The following is a 20,299-nucleotide window of genomic DNA, read 5'->3' as shown; positions in this document are numbered from 1 at the left end:
GTTACGACGGGGACGCGGCCGGCTCCAACAGTCCCTCCGCCTCGGCCCACGCCCGCAGCCTCGCCTCGTCCGACAGCGATGACGGGACCGTGACGGCGATCTCGACGTAGAGCGCGCCCGCGCCGTCGTCGCTCTTGACGCCCTGCCCACGGAGGCGGAGCCGCTCGCCGGGCTGCGTGCCGGGCGGGATCGTGACCTTGACCGTGCTGCCGTACGCCGTCGTGATCGCCCGCGTCGTGCCGAGCATGGCTTCGGCGACGTTGATGGTCTCGGTCGTCGTGAGGTCGTTGCCCTCGCGGCGGAAGCGAGGGCTGGGCTTCACCTCGAACGTGAGGTACAGGTCGCCGCGCTGGCCCGTCGGGCCGGGTTGGCCGCGTCCGCGCAGGCGCACCTTCCGCCCGTCCTCAACGCCTTTCGGAATCGTGATGCGGACCTTCTCGCCGTCAGGCAGGCTGACTTCGGTTTTGCCTCCGTTAAGCGCCTCGTCGAACGAGATCGAAAGCCGCGTTTCGATGTCGCCACCGCGCGGCGCTTCGCGCGGCGGCCGGCGCTGGCCCGAAGCTGCTCCCGCCGGCCCACGTCCTCCGCCGCCGCCGAAGAACTGCCCGAAGAGGTCGCCGAGGCCGCCGAGCCCGCTCGGGCCTTCGTCGGCGAACTGGTACCCCTCGTCCGGCCCGAAGCCCGTCGACTCGACGCGGACGTACGTGCCGTCCGGCGTGCGGTAGAACCGGCCGCCCGACGGATCGCCGCCGCCGAAGCCGCGGAAGTCGCGCCCGGCGAAGGGGTCGCGGCGCATCTGGTCGAACTGCTTCCGCTTGGCCTCGTCGCCGAGGGTGTCGTACGCCTCCTGAATCTTTTTGAAGCGCTCCTCGGCGTCCGGATTGTCGGGGTTCCGGTCGGGGTGATGATCGCGGGCGAGCTTGCGGTAGGCCTTTTTGATCTCGGCCTGCGAGGCGTCTTCGCCGACGCCGAGGGTCTTGTAATAGTCGGGAATCGGAGGCATGGTCGAAGCGATACAATGGGCTGTTTGGCACCGCAGGACGCCCCGCGATGTTCCGCGCCGGCCTTATCCCGGCTCGGCCATCGCCGTCTCCACGTCCCCCACCGACTTCGGGATGCCGGGACCGAGGACGCGGGGCCCGTCGTCGGTGCACAGCACGTCGTCCTCGATCCGAATCCCGCCGAAGTCGCGGAAGCGGTCGACGGCGTCGTAGTCGATGAACGCGGTGTGGCGGCCCTCGCTGCGCCACCGGTCGATGAGCGGCGGGATGAAGTAGCAGCCGGGCTCGATCGTCATGACGTGGCCGGGGGCGAGGTCGCGGGCGAAGCGGAGGAAGCCGAGCCCGAACTGATCGCTGCGCGGCCGGTCGGCAGGATAGGCGTAGGTGTCGCCGAGGTCCTGCACGTCGTGGGTGTCGAGCCCGATGGGGTGGCCGAGGCCGTGCGGGAAGAACAGTGCGTGCGCCCCGGCCTCGACGGCGTCGTCCACATCGCCCCGCATCAGCCCAACCCCTTTCAGCCCGTCGGCGATCGTGCGGGCAGCGGCGAGGTGGAGGTCGCGGAAGTTGACGCCGGGCCGAACGGCGGCGATGGCGTCCTCTTCGGCGCGGAGCACGATCTCGTAGATCGCCCGCTGCTCGTCGCTGAACCGGCCGCTGACGGGGATCGTCCGCGTGATGTCGGAGGCGTAGCCCTCGGGCGTCTCCACGCCCGAGTCGAGCAGAAACAGCTGGCCGTCGCGGAGGGTGTTCCCGCTGGCGTGGTTGTGGAGCACCTCGCCACGCACCGACGTGATCGGCTCGAACGACATCTCGAGGCCGCGCTGGAGGGCGACGTGTACCATCGCCGCGCGGACGTCGACCTCGCGCAGGCCCGGCCGCGTCATCCGCATCGCCACGGCATACATCTCGGCCGAGACGGCGACGGCGGCTTCGATCTCCGCGATTTCGGCGTCCGACTTCACCGCCCGCTGCTCGCCGACCGCGCGCATCAACGCCTCCGACGCCCCCGCCTCCACGGCGTCCACCGACTCGCCGAGCAGCCGGGCGAGCGCGACGAGCGTACCGGGCATGAACGCCGGCGGGTAGTGGACCGTCCGCCCCTGCCGCTTCGCCTCGGCGAGCACCGCCTTCAGTTCGTCCACGTCGCGCACGTCTGCGATACCGGCCTCGGCGGCGAGGTCTTCGCGGGACGGGTGTGGGCCGTGCCAGACGAGGTCGTCGAAGTCGTCGGGCGGGCCGAAGAGGGTGTCGGTCCCCGCGTCGGCGTCGAGCAGGAGGAACAGACCGGGGCGGGCGATGCCGGCGTAGTAGAGGACGTGCGAGCTCTGCCGGAAGGGGTGCGGGTTGTCCGCGTTCCGCCACACCGTCGCCGTGCCGGGCAGGAGGACGAGCCCGCCGCCGAGCGTGTCGCGGAGGTGGTCGCGGCGGGCGCGGTACGTGTCGGCGGTGAAGCGGCGGTCGAGGGCAGCGACTTCGGGGTGGATCATGGGAGCGACGAGTTTCGAGAGACGAATGACGAGGAAGATAGCGGCTGCCGGCATCACGGGCCGTACGACCGTCTCCCGTCTCGCGACCCCTCGTAGGGGCGACCCCGTGTGGTCGCCCTGGTTGGGATTGGCAGACACAGGGGCAGACACGTGGCTCTGCCCCTACGGGTAGCCGGGCGGACGTCAGCCCGAGCGCATCGACGCGAGCAGGCCGCGGAGGTCGGAGCCGCCCGTTTTCTTTCGCAGCGACGACGCCACCATGACGAGCTCGCCGACGTTCTCCGCCGTGAGCAGGCCGACGAGCCGGCCGTCGCGCATGACGGGCAGGAGCGCGCACTCCTCCTCCTGCATCCGGCGGAACGCGCCGTCGAGCATCTCCCCTTCCCCGACCGGGCGGCACGCCTTCTCCATCACCTGCTGCACGCGGACGGAACGCTCGCCCTCGGCGAGCGCCTGCATCAGCCGCTTCCGCGTCAGCACACCGACGACCTTCCCGTCGTCCACGACGGCGAAGTCCTGCTCGGCCCCGGCGAGGAGCAGGCGGACGGCCTCGTCGAGCATGTCCCACGGGTGGAGCGGGTTGAACTGCGTGATCATCGCCTGTCGCACGGGCAAGCCCTCGATCGCCGTCCGCATCATCGCGAAGCTGGCCTCCTGCTGCGCGCCGAAGTAGACGAAGAGCGCGATGATGAGCAGGAACGGGTTGAACCCGCCGAAGATGGCGACGAGCCCGAACACGAACGCCATCGCCTGCCCGACGCCCGCCGCGATCTGCGTCGCGCGGACGTAGTCGAGCCGAAACGCGAGGAGGGCGCGGAGGACGCGCCCGCCGTCCATCGGGAACGCCGGCAGCAGGTTGAAGACGACGAGGACCGCGTTGATCCACATCATGTTCTGGAGAAACCGCTCCGCCGGCGCGGCCAGCCCCGGTCCCGGCGCGAGCGGCTGCCCCGTGGCGACGAGCGCGACGAGGAGCACGAGGGCGATCACCACGTTGACGGCCGGCCCGGCCCCCGCGACGAACAGTTCCAGCTTCGGCTCGTCGGGAATCCGCTGGAGCCGGGCGACACCGCCGATCGGGTAGAGCGTGATGTCGCGCGTCGGCACGTCGAAGCGGCGGGCCATGAGCGCGTGGCCGAGCTCGTGTAGGACGACGCACGCGAACACGGCGAGGATCAGGCCGAGCCCAGCGAAGGCAATCGCGAGCGTGCTCCCGCTGAAGAGGTAGAACACGAACGCGCCCGCGAGGAGCAGCACGAACGTCCAGTGCAAAAAGAGGTCGATCCCGGCGATCCGACCGATGGAGAGCGATCCGCGCATGGGCAGCGAAAAGGGTGAGAGGGGTCCCGGTTGAATCCGCCCTCCCGCCGCTTGTTTCTACCGCGCTATCGGATCGGCCGGAAGAGCCGGCCGAAGCGCGGACGCCCCTCGGCGGCGTCCCACGAGAAGTAGACGAGCACGGCTTTCCCGACGAGATGGCTGTGCGGGACGAAGCCCCAGCGCCGGCTGTCGGAGGAGTCGTCGCGGTTGTCGCCGAGGACGAAGTAGTAGTCCTGCTCGAAGGTGTACGTGTCGGTGATCGCGCCGTCGATCTCGTAGCGACCATCGGCGAAGCGGCGCGCAGCGTGGCCCTCGTAGCGCTCGACCACGTCGCGGACGGCGGGCCACGTCGCCGCGTCGAGCCGGACCGTCTGGCCCCGCTTCGGGACGACGACGGGGCCGTAGTCGTCGAGCGTCTGCCGGGTGCCGAACGGGAACAGCATCTCCGTCCGCGTTGCGACGGCCGGCCGAACGTCCACCACCGCCGGCCACGTCGCGACCGTCTCGGCTTCGGGCAGTGTCATCCGCACGCGCCACATGCCGTCCCCCTCGCGCGCGGCGGGCGACCGCACGCCGAGCTCGCGGAACGCGCCGAGCGAGAACGGAACGGACCGATCGAGCGCGACGAGCCAGTCGAACTGCATCTCCGGCCCGAGCGGGAGCGGCTCCCCGTTGACGCGCACGTCTTTCTCGACGACGGCGACCGTGTCGCCCGGCAGCCCGACGACGCGCTTGATGAAGTGCGTCCGCCGGTCCACCGGCCCATGCTCTGTCGGGTGGTTGAACACGACGACGTCGCCGCGCTCGACCTCGGCGAAGCCAGGTAGCCGGACCGAAGGGAGCGTGAGCCCGCGCACGTAGCGATCCGTGAACGGGAGCCCGACCGTAACGGGCGTGCGCGGGCCGTAGTGCAACTTCGAGACGAGCAGGAAGTCGCCGACGAGGAGGTTCCGCTCCATCGACGCCGTGGGGATGCGGAAGGCCTCGGCCGCGAAGAGCCGGATGCCGAGCGCCGCCACGAGCGCGGCCGCCACGACGATCACCCACGGCCGGAGCCGGCTCGGCCGTTCAGGGGGCGTCGCCGGGGTGGGCTCGGCAGCAAGCGGCGGTGGTGTGGCGTCGACCAAGAGTGCGGCGGGTTCGTGTCTCCGCATAACGCACGCCCCCCAGCGTTTCGCGCCGACGAGCGCGGCCTGCTGCCTAGCGGATCGGTTGGAGGCCGCGGAGGCGCGGCGTCGGGAGGAGGCCGAAGAGCCGGTCCTCCATGTCGAGCGAGAAGAAGATCAGCACGGCCTTGCCGACGAGGTGGTCGTGCGGGACGAAGCCCCAGAACCGGCTATCCTGCGAGTTGTCGCGGTTGTCGCCCATCGCGAAGTAGTAGTCCTGCGCGAAGGTATACGTGTTGGTGATCTCGCCGTCGATGCGGAATGTCCCGTTCGGCAGTGCCTCGGCGCGGTGGCCTTCGTAGCGCGTGATGACGTCTTCGAGCGCGGGCCACGTCTCGGACGTGAGCCGGACGGTCTGCCCCGCCGCGGGGACGGCGAGCGGGCCGTAGGTGTCGCGGTTGAACGACGTGCCCACGGGGAACATCGGCCCGTTCGAGCGGCCTTCAGGGATCGCATAGCCCTCGACGGACGCGACGTACGGCCACGACCGGATCGCCTTCGCGGCCGACGGCGGGCCGTTGATGACGATCTGCGTCGTGCCCGGAATCGTCCCGAGGAGTTCGGCGTCGATCTCTTCGAGCCGGGCACGGGGGATGCCGACGTTCTCGCTCGGCGTCACGACCCAGTTCTGCTCCTGCGTCGGTGCGAGCGGGAACCGCGTGCCGTTGACGTAGAGCACTTTGTCGAGGAGCATCACCGTGTCGCCGGGGACGCCGACGAGCCGCTTGATGTACGGCGTTTTCCGCTCCACCGGACCTGTCTCGGGCGGGTAGTTGAACACGGCCACGTCGCCGCGCTCGACGTCGGCGAAGCCGGGCAGACGGGCCTGCGGAAGCTCGAGGCCGGGGAGATAGACCCCGGTGAACGGGATGCCGATCGTGCTCGGCGTGCGCGCACCGTAGTGGAGCTTCGAGACGAAGAGGAAGTCGCCCACGAGGAGGGTCCGCTCCATCGACGGCGTCGGGATGCGGAACGGCTCGAAGAGGAACGCGCGGAGGATGAGGACGATGAGGATGGCCCACGCCCAGAACCGCAGCGTCTCGCGCCACCCCTCCGGCTTCTTCGCGGACGTGCCGTTGCGGGCGGCCTCGCGCTCGGCCTGGCGGCGGGCGCGGGCGGCCTCGCGGGCCGCGCTGCTTTTCTTACTCGGGGTGCTCAGCACTCGACTGTCGGAGGGTGGGAGGAAACGGGGGTGCGCGATGCGGTCAGCGGAAAAGGTACCACTTCCCGGACTCGGAGCGCCGACCCGCCCAGCGGGGGCGCTCGATCTCGCGGACGTAGTAGTCCGTCCCGTCATACCCGGTCCGGTACCACTGGTTGCGCTCGCGCGAGTGGTAGTAGTCCACATACGGCATGGGCCGGGCCCGCGTCATCATCTGCTCGGCGAAGTCGCGCTTCAGCGCCCCGAGCACGGCGGTGTGGGCGAAGTCGCCTGCGAGGACGAGCCCGCGCCCGAACGGCCCGTCTTTGTCGAGCGCGACGAACGGGATCGAGTCGTTGACGACGAACCAGTACTCGAACTGCACATCGTCGTTGCCATTGAAGCCGTTGACGCCGCGCGCGATCGCCGTCCGCGTCGGCGCGCCGAAGAGGCCGAAGAGGCGGGAGCGGAGCTTGGGCGTCGGGATCGTGTCGAGCGCGGTGAAGAACCGCATCCCGTCGACGGTCCAGAGCGCTTCGCGGTAGCGGTCGAGGAATGCCTCCTGCTCGCCGGGGCCGACGCGGTCCCACCGGATGCGGCCGAGCGTCGGCGCGGGCGGCTCCGGTGCGGGCTCGGCCGGGGCAACGAGCGGGATCGGGTCGAGCGCGACGCGGGGCGTGCGGCTCCGGGGGAGCCACCAGAACAGGAGGCTGGCGGCTTCGCTCGGCTCTGTTTCGATCTCGGCCGGACCGCGCGGGGGAATCGCGATCCCCATCTCGCCCACGATCTCGCCCATGCGGACCTTCGCCCGCTGCAGTTGCAGCGCCTCGGTGAGCCGCGCGGACTGGGCCTGCGCCGTGGATCCGAGCGCGAGCAGAAGCATCGCCGCGCCCGCACAGGCGCAGCTTGCTACGTCCCTACGCCATCGCCGAACACCCCGCCGCATCGCCATCCCTTACCCTTCGTCCATCGAGAGCACGGCGAGGAACGCCTCCTGCGGCACCTCCACGCTGCCGACCTGCTTCATCCGCTTCTTCCCTTCCTTCTGCTTTTCGAGCAGCTTCCGCTTCCGGCTGATGTCGCCGCCGTAGCACTTCGCCGTGACATCCTTCCGCAGCGCCTTCACCGTCTCGCGGGCGATGATCTTCGAGCCAATCGCGGCCTGGATAGCCACGTCGTAGAGCTGCTTCGGGATGAGCTCCCGCAGCTTCGACGACAGCTTGCGGCCCATCTCGTACGCCTTGTCCCGGTGCACGATCGTCGAGAGCGCATCGACGGGCTCGCCGTTGAGCAGCACGTCGAGCTTGACGAGGTGGGACGGGCGCTCGTCGATGATCTCGTAGTCGAGCGAGGCGTAGCCCCGGCTGACCGACTTCAGCTTGTCGTAGAAGTCGAAGACGACCTCGCCGAGCGGCAGCTCGTATTGGAGGTCGACGCGCTCGGTGTCGAGGTAGTTCGTGTTGATGTAGTTGCCGCGGCGGTCCTGGCAGAGCGTCATGAGCGAGCCGATGTACTCGGTCGGCGTGATGATCTGCGCTTTGATGTAGGGCTCGCGGATCTCAGCGATCTCGCCCGTCTTCGGCATCCCGCTCGGGTTCGAGACCTCGGTCGATTCCCCGTTCGTCAGCTCGACGGTGTAGCGGACGTTGGGGAGCGTCGTGATGATGTCGAGATCGAACTCGCGGTCGAGCCGTTCCTGCACGATCTCCATGTGGAGCATGCCGAGGAAGCCGACGCGGAAGCCGAAGCCGAGCGCCATGCTCGTCTCGGGCTCGTACGTGAGGGCGGCGTCGTTGAGCTGGAGCTTGTCGAGCGAGGCGCGGAGGTCCTCGAAGTCGGCCGAGTCCGTGGGGTAGATGCCGGAGAACACCATCGGCTTCACGTCGCGGAAACCGGGGACCGCCGTCGGCGACGGCCGCTTCGAGTTCGTGATCGTGTCGCCGACGCGGGCGTCGCGGACGTCCTTCACGCTGCCGATGACGTAGCCGACCTCGCCCGCCTTCAGCGTCTTCACCTTCTGCATCCCCATCTTCAGCACGCCGATCTCCTCGGCAAAGTACCGCTTGTCGGTCGCCATGAAGAGGATGGGGTCGCCCTCGTTGAGCGTCCCGTCGAAGACGCGGACATACGCGATGGCACCGCGGTACTGGTCGAACACGGAGTCGAAGATGGCGCTCTTGAGCGGGGCGTCAGGGTCGCCGTCGGGCGGCGGAACGCGGGCGACGACGGCTTCGAGCACGTCCTCGATCCCCATCCCCGTCTTCGCACTGACGTGGAGTACGTCGTCGGGATCGCCGCCGATGAGGTCGGTAATCGTCTGGGCGACGATCTCAGGCCGCGCGCTCGGCAGGTCGATCTTGTTGAGGACCGGGATGATTTCGAGGTCGACGTTGATCGCCTGGTACAGGTTGGCGATCGTCTGCGCCTCGATCCCCTGCGCGGCATCGACGACGAGGATCGCGCCCTCGCAGGCGTTGAGCGCGCGGCTGACCTCGTACGAGAAGTCCACGTGGCCCGGCGTGTCGATCAGGTTGAGGATGTACGTCTCGCCGTCGCGAGCCTTGTAGTTCATCCGGATCGCGTGGCTCTTGATCGTGATGCCGCGCTCGCGCTCGAGGTCCATCGAGTCGAGGACCTGGTCCTGCATCTCCCGGCTCGTGAGCGTGCCGGTCGCTTCCAACATCCGGTCGGCGAGCGTGCTCTTGCCGTGGTCGATGTGGGCGATGATGCAGAAGTTGCGGATGCGCTGCTGATCCACGGGGGAAACGGTCGAGTGCGTGAGGACGGTGGGGTCGAACCCGAAGCGCGGCGGGCGGGTCCGCGCGGGGCGTGAATATACCGCCGAACCCCGCCCTCCCTACCCGTGAACCTTCCGTTTAACCCCCATCGGCGGGCTCGCGCCGTGCCCCCGGCTAGGCTGATGGCGTACCGCTCCCCTGCCGGACTGGTTTCGTGCTACGGACTCGGATGAACCGAATACAACCTACTATATATTATCCCCTTGTCCTCACCCCCAACCCTTCCTCCTCTCCCCATGTCCTACCTGTTTGGAGCAGGCCAACGACTTCTCGTTCCGGCCGCGCTCACGCTCTGCCTTCTGACCGCTCCGGTCCTGTTGACGGGATGCGATTCCGTGAACGAGCGCGGTGTCGCCACAATCAGTGGCCGCGTCGTTGATTCTGCCGGGACCCCGGTGGGGAATGCGAACGTCGCTGCCTCGGCATATGGGGTCACTGAGATCACCAACGGACAGGGTGAGTTCACCCTTAGCGTTGAAGTTGACAGCTCCCGCCAACAGGTCACGCTCAACATCTTCGCCGACGGCTATGAAGAGATGAGTCGCACGGTCCAGGCCTCTGTCGATCACGAGACGAGCGTTCCGGAAATCGTGCTGCAACGGACCGAATTCCTCGTCCGCTACGAGCTGACCGGGACGTGCTTCGGCATCCGATCCGTGGCCTACAACGTGACGAGCGGAACCGGGACGAACGGCGGCAGCGGGACGTTCGAATTGCCGTGGTCCTTCGAGCAAACGGTCACCGCACCGACGAGCCCGACGGCGACGGCGATGTCCGCCACATGCGTGGGGGCGAACGGGGCCGCCCAGTCCCTCACCGGCCGCATCCTCGTCAACGGTCAGGAGCGGGCGATGCAGACGAACGCGGGCACGACCCAGATCTCCGTCACCGTCTCGACGCTCCTGCGGTAACCCCGTACCGCCTCACCCGTCGGACGTGGGTTTCGGTGCGGCGTCGGCGGCGGGCACGGCGTCAGCGGTGGGCACGGCGTCAGCGGACGCGGGTCGGCCGTTTCCATCGTAACCGCCGGTGGCCGGGTGCGACGCGGGCTGATCGGTTTGCGTAGCGACGAGCCCCTCGTGAAACCGCTTCTGGAAGAGGATGATCGCCGCCACCCCGACGACGATCGCCATGTCGGCCACGTTCCAGATCGGGAAGAGCGAGAGGTAATTGCCGCCGAAGAACGGCACCCACTCGGCCACGACGCCACGCCAGAGATCGACGTGGATGAAGTCGACGACCTCGCCGTAGAACAGCGGCCCGTAGCCGTAGAACACGCCGTAGAACGTCCGGTCGATGACGTTGCCGACGGCCCCGCCGATGATGAGGGCGAGCGAGAGCCGGTAGCCCCACGGCCCCTTCCGCACGTACCAGAGGTACACCCCAATCATCACCGTGGCGAGGATCGAGAACAGCGTGAGGAACAGCTTCGAGCCGAGCGTGAGCCCGAAGGCCATCCCCGGGTTCGTCGTGTACGTCAGCCGGAGGACGTCCCCGAGGATGGGGATCGACTCACCGGGGAGCATCGTCGCGTGCACCCACTGCTTCGTGAGCTGATCGACGACGAGGAGGAAGAACGATACCCAGAGGAGGCGCATGGAACGTGATGCGTAATGCGGGATACGTGAAGTCGAGCGCGAACGCTGATGCGCGTCTCACGCATCACGTTTCCTTGCGGAAGGCTGCGCGTGCACGCACCACGTCTTCATTTCTGCTTCCGCTTGGCGTCGATCGAGATCTCTGTGTGCGGGACGGCGCGGAGGCGCTCCACGGCGATCGGCTTCCCGCTGACCTTGCAGATGCCGTAGGTCTTGTTGTCGATCCGTTCGAGGGCGCGGTCGAGGTAGCCGAGATACTTCTGCTGCCGGGCGATCATGAGGTAGAGCTTCTCGCGCTCCATCGCGTCGGTGCCGGCGTCGGCCATGTGGAACGAGTACGCCGAGTCGCTCTCGTGTTCGCGCGAGTCCTCGACCTGGGCCCGCATCGCGTCGATGTCTTCCTGCGCGCTCTCGCGCTTGCTCAGGATCAGGGTGCGGAACTCCTCGAGCTCCTCGTCGGAGAACGGCGTGCGGCGCTGCCCCCCACCCTGGCTTCCGTTGACTTTACCGTTGGCTGTTTCGCTGCTCATTTCGTGTCCGGCGTCCAGCACCGGGTCTATGGATGGTCGTATTAAATAGACGGAGCGCGCCTCCCCCGAGGTCGCTGCCGCCGTCAAGCTTCGTGCGCAGCGCTCACGCGCCTAACGCCAATCTCGACAGTAGCGTCGCCGATCTCAAACCCCTGCACAGCGTCGCCTGAGGGCGTGCCGGATGCGCTCAACGTCTCGGCGAGGGTCTCGTTCCGAATCGTAGCGGCGTGGGCTTCTATCGCCTCGGCGAGGCCTTCGGAGCCGCCAAAGGTAACGACGATCCGGTCTGAGATGGCATATCCCGCCGACTTACGCAAATTCTGGACCCGATTGACGAACTCACGAGCGATCCCCTCTTTTCGCAACGCCTCCGTCAACGTCGTGTCGAGCGCGACGGTTACGTTCCCCTCCTGCCCGACGAGGTGTCCCTCGATCCCCTCGCTGACCACGTCGATGTCGCCCTCTCCGAACGTCACGTCCTCGCCGTCGAGCGACAGGATTAGCTGCCCCTCCTGTTCGTACTGCGTGATCGCGTCGGTGTCGAGCGCACGGACCGCGGCGTTCGCCGCTTTCATCTTCGACCCGAGCCGCTTGCCGAGCGCTTTGAAGTTGGGCTTCGCCGACTTCTCGACGAGCCGACTCCCCGACCCGATGGCCTCCAGCCGCTTCACGTTGACCTCGTCGAGCACGATGCTCTCGACAGAGCGGAGCACGGCCTCGTCCACGCCGGCCGTCCCGGTCACGACGGAGATCTGGCCGAGCGGCTGCCGGACGTTGAGCCCGGCCTCGTTGCGGAGCGCGAGCGTGATGGACGCGACGGTTCGCGCGAGCGCCATCCGCTCCTCGAGTGCCACGTCGACGGCCGAGGCCTCGCCCGAGGGGAAGTCGGTGAGGTGGACCGAGAGCGGGTCGGCGTCGGTCTTGAGCTTGTCCCACAGCCACTCGGCGTAGAACGGCGCGAGCGGGGCCATCAGCTTCGCGAGCGTCGTGAGGCACTCGTAGACCGTCTCGTACGCGGCCTGCTTGTCGGCGTCGCTCTCCGACTTCCAGAAACGGCGGCGGCTGCGGCGGAGGTACCAGTTCGAGAGGTCGTCGACGAACGTCTCCATCGCCCGCGCGGCCTGCGTCGGATGGTAGGCGTCGAACGCGGCGTCGACGGCTCCAGCCGTCGTGTGCAAGCGCGAGAGGATCCAGCGGTCGAGCTCGGCGCGGTCGGCGAGCGCGGTCGCGTTCGACTTGTCGTAGGCGAAGCCGTCGAGATTCGCGTACGTGGCGAAGAAGCTGTACGTGTTCGTGACGGTGGAGAAGAACTTCCGCTTCGTCTCCTCGACGGCGCGGTCGGAGTAGCGGAGGCTCTCCCACGGCGCGCTCTGGCTCATCATCGACCACCGCAGCGGGTCGACGCCGTGCTTCGCGATCGCACCGAACGGCTCGACGGTGTTCCCCTTCGACTTCGACATCTTCTCGCCGTTCTCGTCGAGCACGAGCCCGTTGACGACGACGTTCTTATACGCCACGCGGTCGGCGACGAGCGCGGCGATCGCGTGGAGCGTGTAGAACCAGCCGCGCGTCTGATCGACACCCTCAGCGATGAAGTCGGCCGGGACGTTGCGCTCGAATTTCTGCTCGTTCTCGAACGGGTAGTGCCACTGCGCGAACGGCATCGCCCCGCTGTCGAACCACACGTCGAGGAGGTCGGGGATGCGGCGGTACGTCCCGCCATTCGGCGCGGGCCACGTGATGTCGTCCACGAACGGCCGGTGCAGGTCGAGCACTTCGTCATCGCTCAGCCCTGCCTTCTCGCGCAGCTCGGCGACGGAACCGATCACGACGATGTCCTCCTCGTCGGCGTCGTTGACCCAGATCGGGATCGGCGTGCCCCAGTAGCGCATCCGGCTGATGGCCCAGTCGACGTTACCTTCGAGCCACTGCCCGAACCGCCCCTCGCCGATGCCTTCGGGCTGCCAGTTGATCGTCCGGTTCAGCTCGACGAGGCGGTCCTTGATGGCCGTCGTGCGGATGAACCAGCTCTCCACCGGATACTGCATGAGCGGCGTGCCTTTGCGCCAGTCGTGCGGGTAGTTGTGGAGGTACGAGTCCTCGCGGAAAAGCAGCCCGCGCGCGCTCAGGTCGCGGATGATCGGACGGTCGGCGTCCTTGAACCACAACCCGCCGATCACGTCGAGGCTGGGGGCGAACGTGCCGTCGGGGCGCATCGGGTTGAGCAGGCTGAGGCCGTGCTTCTGCCCCGTGCTGAAGTCGTCAGCGCCGAAGGCGGGCGCGGTGTGGACGATGCCCGTGCCGTCCTCCGTCGTGACATAATCAGCGGCGACGACCTGCCACAGCGCGTCGCGGTGCGGGCGGAGTTCGTCGTCGGCGTCGATGAACGCGGCGATCTGCGGCCACATCGGCTCGTAACGGAGCCCGACGAGGTCGGCCCCTTTCATCCGCTCGACGATCTCGTGCTCGCCCTTGATCTGCTTGTCGACGAGCTTCGCCGCGAGGATGAGATATTCGTCCGTGCCGTCGTCGCGCGTCTGGCGGACTTTGACGTAGTCGATGTTCTTCCCCACGGCCATCGCGGCGTTCGAGGGGATCGTCCACGGCGTCGTCGTCCACGCGAGGAGGTACGTGTCGTCCTGACCGATGACAGCGGCCCGGACCGTGATGCTCACGTCCTGTACCTCTTTATAGCCGAGCGAGACCTCGTGCGACGAGAGGACGGTCCCGCTGCCGGGGCTGTACCACTGGATCTTGTAGCCGCGGTAGAGGAACGACTCGCCTGCGTCGGTGCGCCGCTCGCCGATCCGCTGGATCAGGTTCCAGACCGACTCGATGTAGTCGTTCTCGAACGTGACGTACGGGTCGCCGAGGTCGACCCAGTAGCCCATCCGCCGCGTGAGGCTGTCCCACAGGTCTTTGTAGCGGAGGACGGATTCGCGGCACTTCGCGTTGTATTCCGCCACGCCGTACTCCTCGACCTGGTGCCGCCCTTCGAGCCCGAGCTCCTTCTCGACCTCGATCTCGACCGGCAGCCCGTGCGTGTCCCACCCAGCCTTGCGGTCGACGCGGAAGCCCTTCATCGTCTTGTAGCGGCAGAAGAGGTCCTTGATCGTCCGCGCCATGACGTGGTGGATGCCCGGCTTCCCGTTCGCCGTCGGCGGCCCCTCGTAGAACACGAAGTTCGGCGCGCCCTCTCGGATCTTCAGGCTCTGCTCGAACACGTCGTGGGCGTCCCACCACGCGAGGGTCTCCTCCTCGGCGGCGGCGTGGTCGAACTGCGGAACGGCGGGGTAAGTCGGCATGGAGCGGGGCGAAACGGGGCGATTCGGGAGAAGCCCGAAAGATACCATCGGCCGAAGCCTGTTCCGTTCTGCGCACCGGGAGATTCATCGGGACCTCAGAACCCTGCTGCGGCGCTCCGGGTTTAGTCCCCACCGGCGCCGCCCGATGCGGCCCGGCCCCATCGCTCCCCCTCACCTCTCCCCTCCCGTCATGGCTACCTCTCTCAACGGCAAGCGCATTGCCCTCCTCATCGCCCCCCGCGGCACCGAAGAACCCGAGTTCGTCCAGCCCAAACAAGCCGTCGAAGACGCCGGCGCAACCGTCACCGTCATCAGCACCGAGTCCGGCGACGCGCAGACCGTCAACAACGACCTCGACAGCGGAGGCACGTACGCCGTCGACGCGACCTTCGCCGACGTCTCGGCCGAGGACTTCGACGGCCTCGTGATCCCCGGCGGCACCGTCGGCGCGGACACGCTGCGCGGCAGCGACGATGCGGTCGCGTTCGTCCGCGCGTTCTTCGAGCAGAAGAAGCCCGTCGGCGCGATCTGCCACGCGCCGTGGCTCCTCGCCGAAGCCGACGTGCTCCAGGGCCGGACGGTGACCTCGTACTCCACGCTCCAGACCGACCTCCGCAACGCGGGCGCGACATGGGTGGACGAAGAAGTCGTCGTCGATCAAGGCCTCGTCACGAGCCGCAACCCCGACGATCTCCCCGCCTTCTGCGACAAACTCGTCGAGGAGTTCTGCGAAGGGAAGCACGAGGCGCAGGCGCAAAGCGTCTGATCCATTTCCGCCCCCCTCTCTGAATTACCCTTAACCCGAAGGCTCCGATGAAGAACGTTTTGATGATCCTCACCTCCCACGACACGCTTGGCACGACGGGCGACAAGACCGGCTTCTGGCTGGAGGAGTTCGCCGCGCCGTATTACGCGTTCGTCGACGCCGGCGTGAACGTGACGCTCGCCTCGCCGAAGGGCGGCCAGCCCCCACTCGATCCGATGTCCGACCAGCCTGACGCACAGACCGACGACACGCGCCGTTTCCGCGACGACGACGATGCCCGGCAGCGCCTCGCAACGACGACGAAGCTCGCCGACATCGACGCGACGGATTTCGACGCCGTCTTCGTCCCCGGCGGCCACGGCCCGATGTGGGACCTCGCGACCGACCACACGACAGCCGCACTCCTCGCCGCGTTCTTCGAGGCCGACAAGCCCGTCGGCTCCGTCTGCCACGGCCCCGCCGCCCTCGTCGGCGTGACGGACGCGGACGGCACGTCGTACCTCGACGGCAAGCGCGTCACCGCGTTCACCAACTCCGAGGAAGAAGGCGTCGGCCTCACGGAGGTCGTGCCGTTCCTGCTCGAAGACCGGCTCCGCTCGCTCGCCGGCTCGTTCGAGCGCGGCGAGGACTGGGCCGCGCACGTCGTCACCGATGGCACGCTCATCACGGGGCAGAACCCGGCCTCGTCGGCGCCTGCGGCCGAAGCGCTGTTGGAACTCCTCGCCGTCGAGACCGCGTCAGCCTCGCGCTAACGGACCGGGCTTCTGCGTCAGGCCACGGCCGACGGGCGTTTCCGCGCCCCGTCGGCCGTGGCTTTCTTCGTCTGTCCTCTTTCGGGAGCCCGACGCGCCCCGCCTCAGGCATGGACCTGCTCGTCGGCATAGGCCGAGGGCGAGGTGCCGTGCTCCGCGCGGAACGCCTGCGAGAAGTAGGACACGCTTTTGAACCCCACCGCGTACGCTACCTCACTCACCGTCCCTTTGCGCTGGCGCAGGAGGCCGGCCGCCCGTTCGAGCCGGATCGTGCGGATCAAGCCCGAGGGCGACTCGTCGACGGCTGCGCGCAGCCGGGCGTGGAGCGTGCTGCGGCTCACCGACACCGCCTCGGCGAGCTCTTCCACGGTGAAGTCTTCGTCGGCGAGCCGGGCCTCCACCGCCGCACGGACGCGGTCGACGAACGCGTGGTCCGACGCCGAGAGCCCGTCCGGCTCGGCCGCTTCGACGTCGGCCCCGTCGCCCGACGGCTCGGGCAGGGCGCTCGATGGAGTCCCGTGCAGGAACCGCTCTTTGAGCTTCTGCCGCGACGCGATGAGGTTGTCCACGCGCGCCTTCAGCTCGGCGGGGTGGAACGGCTTGGTGAGGTAGTCGTCGGCCCCCTCGCCCAGCCCCTCGACGCGCTCGTCCGCTGTCGCCTTCGCCGTGAGCAGGATGACAGGGATGAAGTCCGTGTCGCGGTCGGCGTGGAGGGCGCGGACGAGTTCGAACCCGTCCATCTCCGGCATCATCACGTCGCTGACGACGAGGTCCGGGAGGGCCTCGCGCACGGCGCGGAGCGCTTCCGCTCCGTCGGCCGCTTCGAGCACGCGGTAGCGCCCTTCGAGGTGGCCGCGGACGTAGGTGCGGAGATCGGGGTTGTCATCGACCACGAGGACGGTCGTGCGGTCGTCAGCGTCGCCGAGCGCATCGCCGGGAGCTATCGGAGACTCCTCTCCGTGGTCGCTCCCGAACGTGGCGCGGGCTCCGAGCGTGGCGCGGTCGGCGCGCAGGACCCACGCCTCGGCGCCCGGCTCCGCGAGCTGATCGTCCCGGAGGTGGTCGCGCCCGAGCGGGAGCGTGAGGGTGAACGTCGATCCGAACCCGACGACGCTCTCGACGACGAGGCGTCCACCGTGGAGTTCCGTCAGCTCTTTCGCGAGCGAGAGCCCGATGCCCGTGCCGGCCTGGAGCGCAGCGTGCGTACGCTCGACCTGGTAGAACCGCTCGAAGAGGTGCGGCATCACGTCGGCGGCGATGCCGGGGCCGCTGTCGCGCACGCCGATGACGGCCGCTCCGTCTCCCCGCTCCAGCACGACGCGGATCGCCCCGCCCTCGGGCGTGAACTTGAACGCGTTCGAGAGGAGGTTGCCGACGACCTGCTCCAGCTTCTCCCCGTCGAACCAGACCGGCACCGGGCCGCCGGGGAGGTCCACCTCGAAGCGGACGCCCCGGCGCTCGGCGAGGGGGACGAAGGCGAGCGCGAGCGCGGAGAGGAACGCACCGAGGTCCTGCCGCTGCGCTTCGAGGCGCATCTCGCCCACCTCCAGCTTCGCCACGTCGAGGAGCTGGTTGATGAGGTGGAGCAGACGGCGGCTGTTGCGGAGGGCGAGGTCCACGTTCTGTCGCACGGGCGTGGGCAGGTCGGCCTCGGCCTGCACGTCTTCGAGGGGGCAGATCGTGAGCGTGAGCGGCGTGCGGAACTCGTGGCTGACGTTCGTAAAGAACCGGCTCTTGAGCCGGTCCACCTCGCGGAGCCGCTCGGCACGCTCCTCGGAGGTCCGCTTCTCCGCGCGCAGGTCCCGCGTCCGCTCCCGGACGAGCGCTTCGAGCCCCTCCTGCCGCCGTCGTAGCTGGCGGACGCGGGCGCGGTAGCCGGCGTGGAGAAGCCCGACGGCTCCGAGCCCGCACAGCACGGCGAACCACCACGTCTCGTAGAAAAGCGGCGCGACGGTCACGGCGAGGGGCTCCGCGAGCTCGCTCCACTGCCCCTTGTAATAGGCCCTAACGTGGAAGGCGTAGGTGCCGGGGGGCAGGCGGGCGTAGTGGGCCACGTGGCGAGCCCCCGCCTCGATCCACCCCGCATCGAGACCTTCGAGGCGGTACTGGAAGTGCAGCTTGTCGGGCTCGCTCAGGACCGGGGCCGTGAACGCCAGGTCGAGGCTGCGCTCTTCCGTCGGCAGCGCCACCCCGCCCTCCAGGATGGGAACGCGGGCGCCGTTCGCTCCGATACGCTCGACGGAGATCGTGACCGGCGCGGCCTGGACGCGGGCCGGATCGACCACGGCGAGGCCCGCCTGCGTCGGGAACCACAGCCGGCCGTCGCGCGCCCGGATTCCGGCCGACTGCACGCCGCCGTTCGCCTCGCGATTGCGGAGCCCGTCGCGCTCGGTGTAGCCCGTGGAGTGGATGCGGCCGGCGCGGCCCTCGGCGAAGGCGTCGAGCTCGGCGCGCTCCACCCAGAAGATGCCGCGGTTCGTGCTCATCCACAGCCGGCCGAAACCGTCGTCGAGGATCTGGTGGATGACGCCGTCGAAGAGGCCGTCCTGCTCGAGGTAGACCGTCGTGTGGGCGGCCTCCAACCCATCGCGGAGGTCGAGCCGGGTGAGGCCGCGTCCCTCCGTGCCGACCCAGAGGATGCCGTCCTCGCCTTCGTAGAGCGCGCGGACGAGATCGCTCGAAAGTCCGTCGGCGGTGGTGAACGAGTGGAACCGACCCTCGTGGTAGCGACTGAGCCCGCCGCCGTTCGTGCCGGCCCAGAGCGCACCGTCGCGCGTTTCGAGGAGGACGCGGACGTGGTTGTGGGCGAGGCCGTCGGCGATGGTGAACGGCGTCCGGACCCCGTTTTCGTAGCGGTAGAGCCCCTCCGACGTGCCGAACCAGAGCCGCCCTGCACGGTCCTGGAGGATGGCCTCGACGCGGTGGTTCGGCAGCAACACCGTGGCGTGCTCGGGCGAGACCACGCCCCCCTCGAAGCGGGTAAGCCCGTCCCAGGTCCCCACCCACAGCGTTCCGTCGCGGTCCTCGTAGACCGAACGGACGATGTCGCCCGCGAGCCCGTCCGCCATCGTGAAGTTGGCGACGTCGATCTGCCCGGCCCTCGGCCCCTCCGCCCTGTCGATCCGGTTGACTCCCCAGTTCAGACTGCCGGCCCACAGGGTTCCGTCGCGGGCCTCGAAGACGGGGTACAGGTTGTCGTGCGTGAGGCCCTCGGGGCTTCCGTAGACGGTGAAGAGGGCCGGCCGCATTTGGTAGAGGCCGTCGCGGTCCATCCCGAGCCAGAGGTTCCCTTCGGCGTCCACCACGTGACCGTTGATGAGCGAGGGCACCTCGGTGACGTGCCGGCCCTGGTGGTACACGTGCTGGCCGATGAGCAGCCAGGCCTCGCCCTCCCCCCGGTCCGAGGCGGCGCGGACGTAGGCGTCGAGTTCGGCCCGGCCCACTAGCCGCAGTCGGCCGTCCTCGTAGCGGAGGACGAGGTTCCTGTCGATGCCGATCGTCCCGACCGACAGCAAGAGCGCATCGCCGAATGCGTGGACGCCGATCCCGTACACGTCGTAAGGCCAGGAGGCCCCGTCGACCGGCACCGTTGCGAAGGCACCGTCGCGGTAGCGGCTGATGCCCTCGGTGGTCGCGATCCACACGGCGCCGTCGGGGGCCTCGGCGAAGGCTGCGACTCCCCTCGCCGCCAGTCCATCTGCCCCCGTGAAGTCCTCCCAGCCATCGCCCTGGTAGCGCCAGAGCCCCTCGTCCGCTGTGTTCCCCCAGAGCGCGCCCCGGCTATCCCTGAAGAGCGCCCACACGTTCGCCTCCATGACGTCGGTGCCGAGCGGATGGAACCGCCCGTCGGCATAGCGGGCGACGCCGCGGTTCGTGCCTACCCAGAGCGTGCCGCCGGGGTCCTCGTAGATCACATTCGAGCGCGTGCCCGGCAGCCCCGCGTCCGGGCCATACGTCGTGAAGCGGCCGTCGGCGAAGCGCACGGGCAGCCCGGCGTTGAGCCAGAGACCACCGTCGGACGCTTCGACGAGGTACGAGACGCGGTTCGAGTACATCGCCGGGGAGTCGCCGATGTCGAAGACGGTGAAGCGGTCGCCGTCGAATCGGACGAGGCCGTCGAAGGTGGCGACCCACAGGTAGCCGTGGCGGTCCTGCTTCACGGCGGTCACGGCATTCACGGGCAGTCCGTCCTCCACCGTCCAGTGCTCGAGGACGTAGCCCGGCGGCACGGCCGGCTGTGCCCCCGCGCCCGTCCCCATGCCGAGCGCGACCAGCAACGTGATCGCGCATGCACGGGTCGCCGCGCGAAGAGGATGTGGGATATCCATGAGATGAGGGACGCGACGATCGGCAATTCCGGCTGACCAGATCTTACGAAATAGACAGTTATCTCCGAAGGTCTTATCCCTCAATCTTTTGTCACCCACGTCCGATC

At 68.6% G+C, this 20,299-nt stretch carries 14 protein-coding genes; 3 read left to right on the top strand and 11 right to left on the bottom strand.

The window, feature by feature from the left end:
* Window position 1 precedes the first annotated feature (1 nt).
* The 7 genes from ABJF88_14090 to lepA all read right to left on the bottom strand — a co-directional run bounded on the left by ABJF88_14090 (window position 2) and on the right by lepA (window position 8,873).
* Window positions 2-1,003, bottom strand: coding sequence for a J domain-containing protein (locus tag ABJF88_14090; GenBank protein MEP0548061.1), 1,002 nt, complete (start codon window positions 1,001-1,003; stop codon window positions 2-4).
* A gap of 63 nt (window positions 1,004-1,066) precedes the next feature.
* Window positions 1,067-2,488 carry an aminopeptidase P family protein gene (locus ABJF88_14085; protein ID MEP0548060.1) on the bottom strand — a complete coding sequence of 474 codons (1,422 nt, stop codon included), beginning with the start codon at window positions 2,486-2,488 and terminating at the stop codon, window positions 1,067-1,069.
* 183 nt (window positions 2,489-2,671) lie between these two features.
* Window positions 2,672-3,808, bottom strand: coding sequence for a site-2 protease family protein (locus ABJF88_14080; GenBank protein ID MEP0548059.1), 1,137 nt, complete (start codon window positions 3,806-3,808; stop codon window positions 2,672-2,674).
* Between the two features lie 65 nt (window positions 3,809-3,873).
* A complete protein-coding gene (gene lepB / locus ABJF88_14075) occupies window positions 3,874-4,935 on the bottom strand; it encodes a signal peptidase I (GenBank protein MEP0548058.1) in 1,062 nt (353 codons plus the stop codon).
* 73 nt (window positions 4,936-5,008) lie between these two features.
* Window positions 5,009-6,136 carry a signal peptidase I gene (lepB, locus tag ABJF88_14070; protein MEP0548057.1) on the bottom strand — a complete coding sequence of 376 codons (1,128 nt, stop codon included), beginning with the start codon at window positions 6,134-6,136 and terminating at the stop codon, window positions 5,009-5,011.
* Window positions 6,137-6,179: 43 nt separating this feature from the next.
* Complete coding sequence (locus tag ABJF88_14065; protein MEP0548056.1) at window positions 6,180-6,998, bottom strand: hypothetical protein; 819 nt, start codon at window positions 6,996-6,998, stop codon at window positions 6,180-6,182.
* A gap of 72 nt (window positions 6,999-7,070) precedes the next feature.
* On the bottom strand, window positions 7,071-8,873 hold the full coding sequence (lepA, locus tag ABJF88_14060; protein MEP0548055.1) for a translation elongation factor 4: 1,803 nt from the start codon (window positions 8,871-8,873) through the stop codon (window positions 7,071-7,073).
* A gap of 276 nt (window positions 8,874-9,149) precedes the next feature.
* Here lepA and ABJF88_14055 point away from each other — a divergent pair, with 276 nt between their 5' ends.
* A complete protein-coding gene (locus tag ABJF88_14055) occupies window positions 9,150-9,824 on the top strand; it encodes a carboxypeptidase-like regulatory domain-containing protein (protein ID MEP0548054.1) in 675 nt (224 codons plus the stop codon).
* A gap of 12 nt (window positions 9,825-9,836) precedes the next feature.
* Here ABJF88_14055 and lspA read toward each other — a convergent pair whose 3' ends face one another.
* The 3 genes from lspA to ileS all read right to left on the bottom strand — a co-directional run bounded on the left by lspA (window position 9,837) and on the right by ileS (window position 14,346).
* On the bottom strand, window positions 9,837-10,511 hold the full coding sequence (lspA, locus tag ABJF88_14050; protein ID MEP0548053.1) for a signal peptidase II: 675 nt from the start codon (window positions 10,509-10,511) through the stop codon (window positions 9,837-9,839).
* A 107-nt stretch (window positions 10,512-10,618) separates the two neighbouring features.
* On the bottom strand, window positions 10,619-11,041 hold the full coding sequence (locus ABJF88_14045; protein MEP0548052.1) for a TraR/DksA C4-type zinc finger protein: 423 nt from the start codon (window positions 11,039-11,041) through the stop codon (window positions 10,619-10,621).
* A gap of 83 nt (window positions 11,042-11,124) precedes the next feature.
* Window positions 11,125-14,346, bottom strand: a complete 3,222-nt coding sequence (ileS, locus tag ABJF88_14040) for an isoleucine--tRNA ligase (GenBank protein MEP0548051.1) — start codon at window positions 14,344-14,346, stop codon at window positions 11,125-11,127.
* A 190-nt stretch (window positions 14,347-14,536) separates the two neighbouring features.
* Here ileS and ABJF88_14035 point away from each other — a divergent pair, with 190 nt between their 5' ends.
* Both ABJF88_14035 and ABJF88_14030 read left to right on the top strand, forming a co-directional pair.
* Window positions 14,537-15,112, top strand: coding sequence for a type 1 glutamine amidotransferase domain-containing protein (locus ABJF88_14035; protein MEP0548050.1), 576 nt, complete (start codon window positions 14,537-14,539; stop codon window positions 15,110-15,112).
* Window positions 15,113-15,159: 47 nt separating this feature from the next.
* Window positions 15,160-15,864, top strand: a complete 705-nt coding sequence (locus tag ABJF88_14030) for a type 1 glutamine amidotransferase domain-containing protein (protein MEP0548049.1) — start codon at window positions 15,160-15,162, stop codon at window positions 15,862-15,864.
* Window positions 15,865-15,968: 104 nt separating this feature from the next.
* On the opposite strand, the gene ABJF88_14025 is transcribed toward ABJF88_14030, so the two are convergent.
* Window positions 15,969-20,192 (bottom strand): two-component regulator propeller domain-containing protein, encoded by a 4,224-nt coding sequence (locus tag ABJF88_14025; protein MEP0548048.1) that lies wholly within the window; start codon window positions 20,190-20,192, stop codon window positions 15,969-15,971.
* Window positions 20,193-20,299 lie beyond the last annotated feature (107 nt).

The sequence above is a fragment of the Rhodothermales bacterium genome (assembly GCA_039944855.1).
In the GTDB taxonomy this organism is placed as follows: domain Bacteria; phylum Bacteroidota; class Rhodothermia; order Rhodothermales; family JANQRZ01; genus JBBSMX01.
Note: the sequence above shows the minus strand (reverse complement) of the source record. Positions and strands in the feature narration are given on the sequence as shown.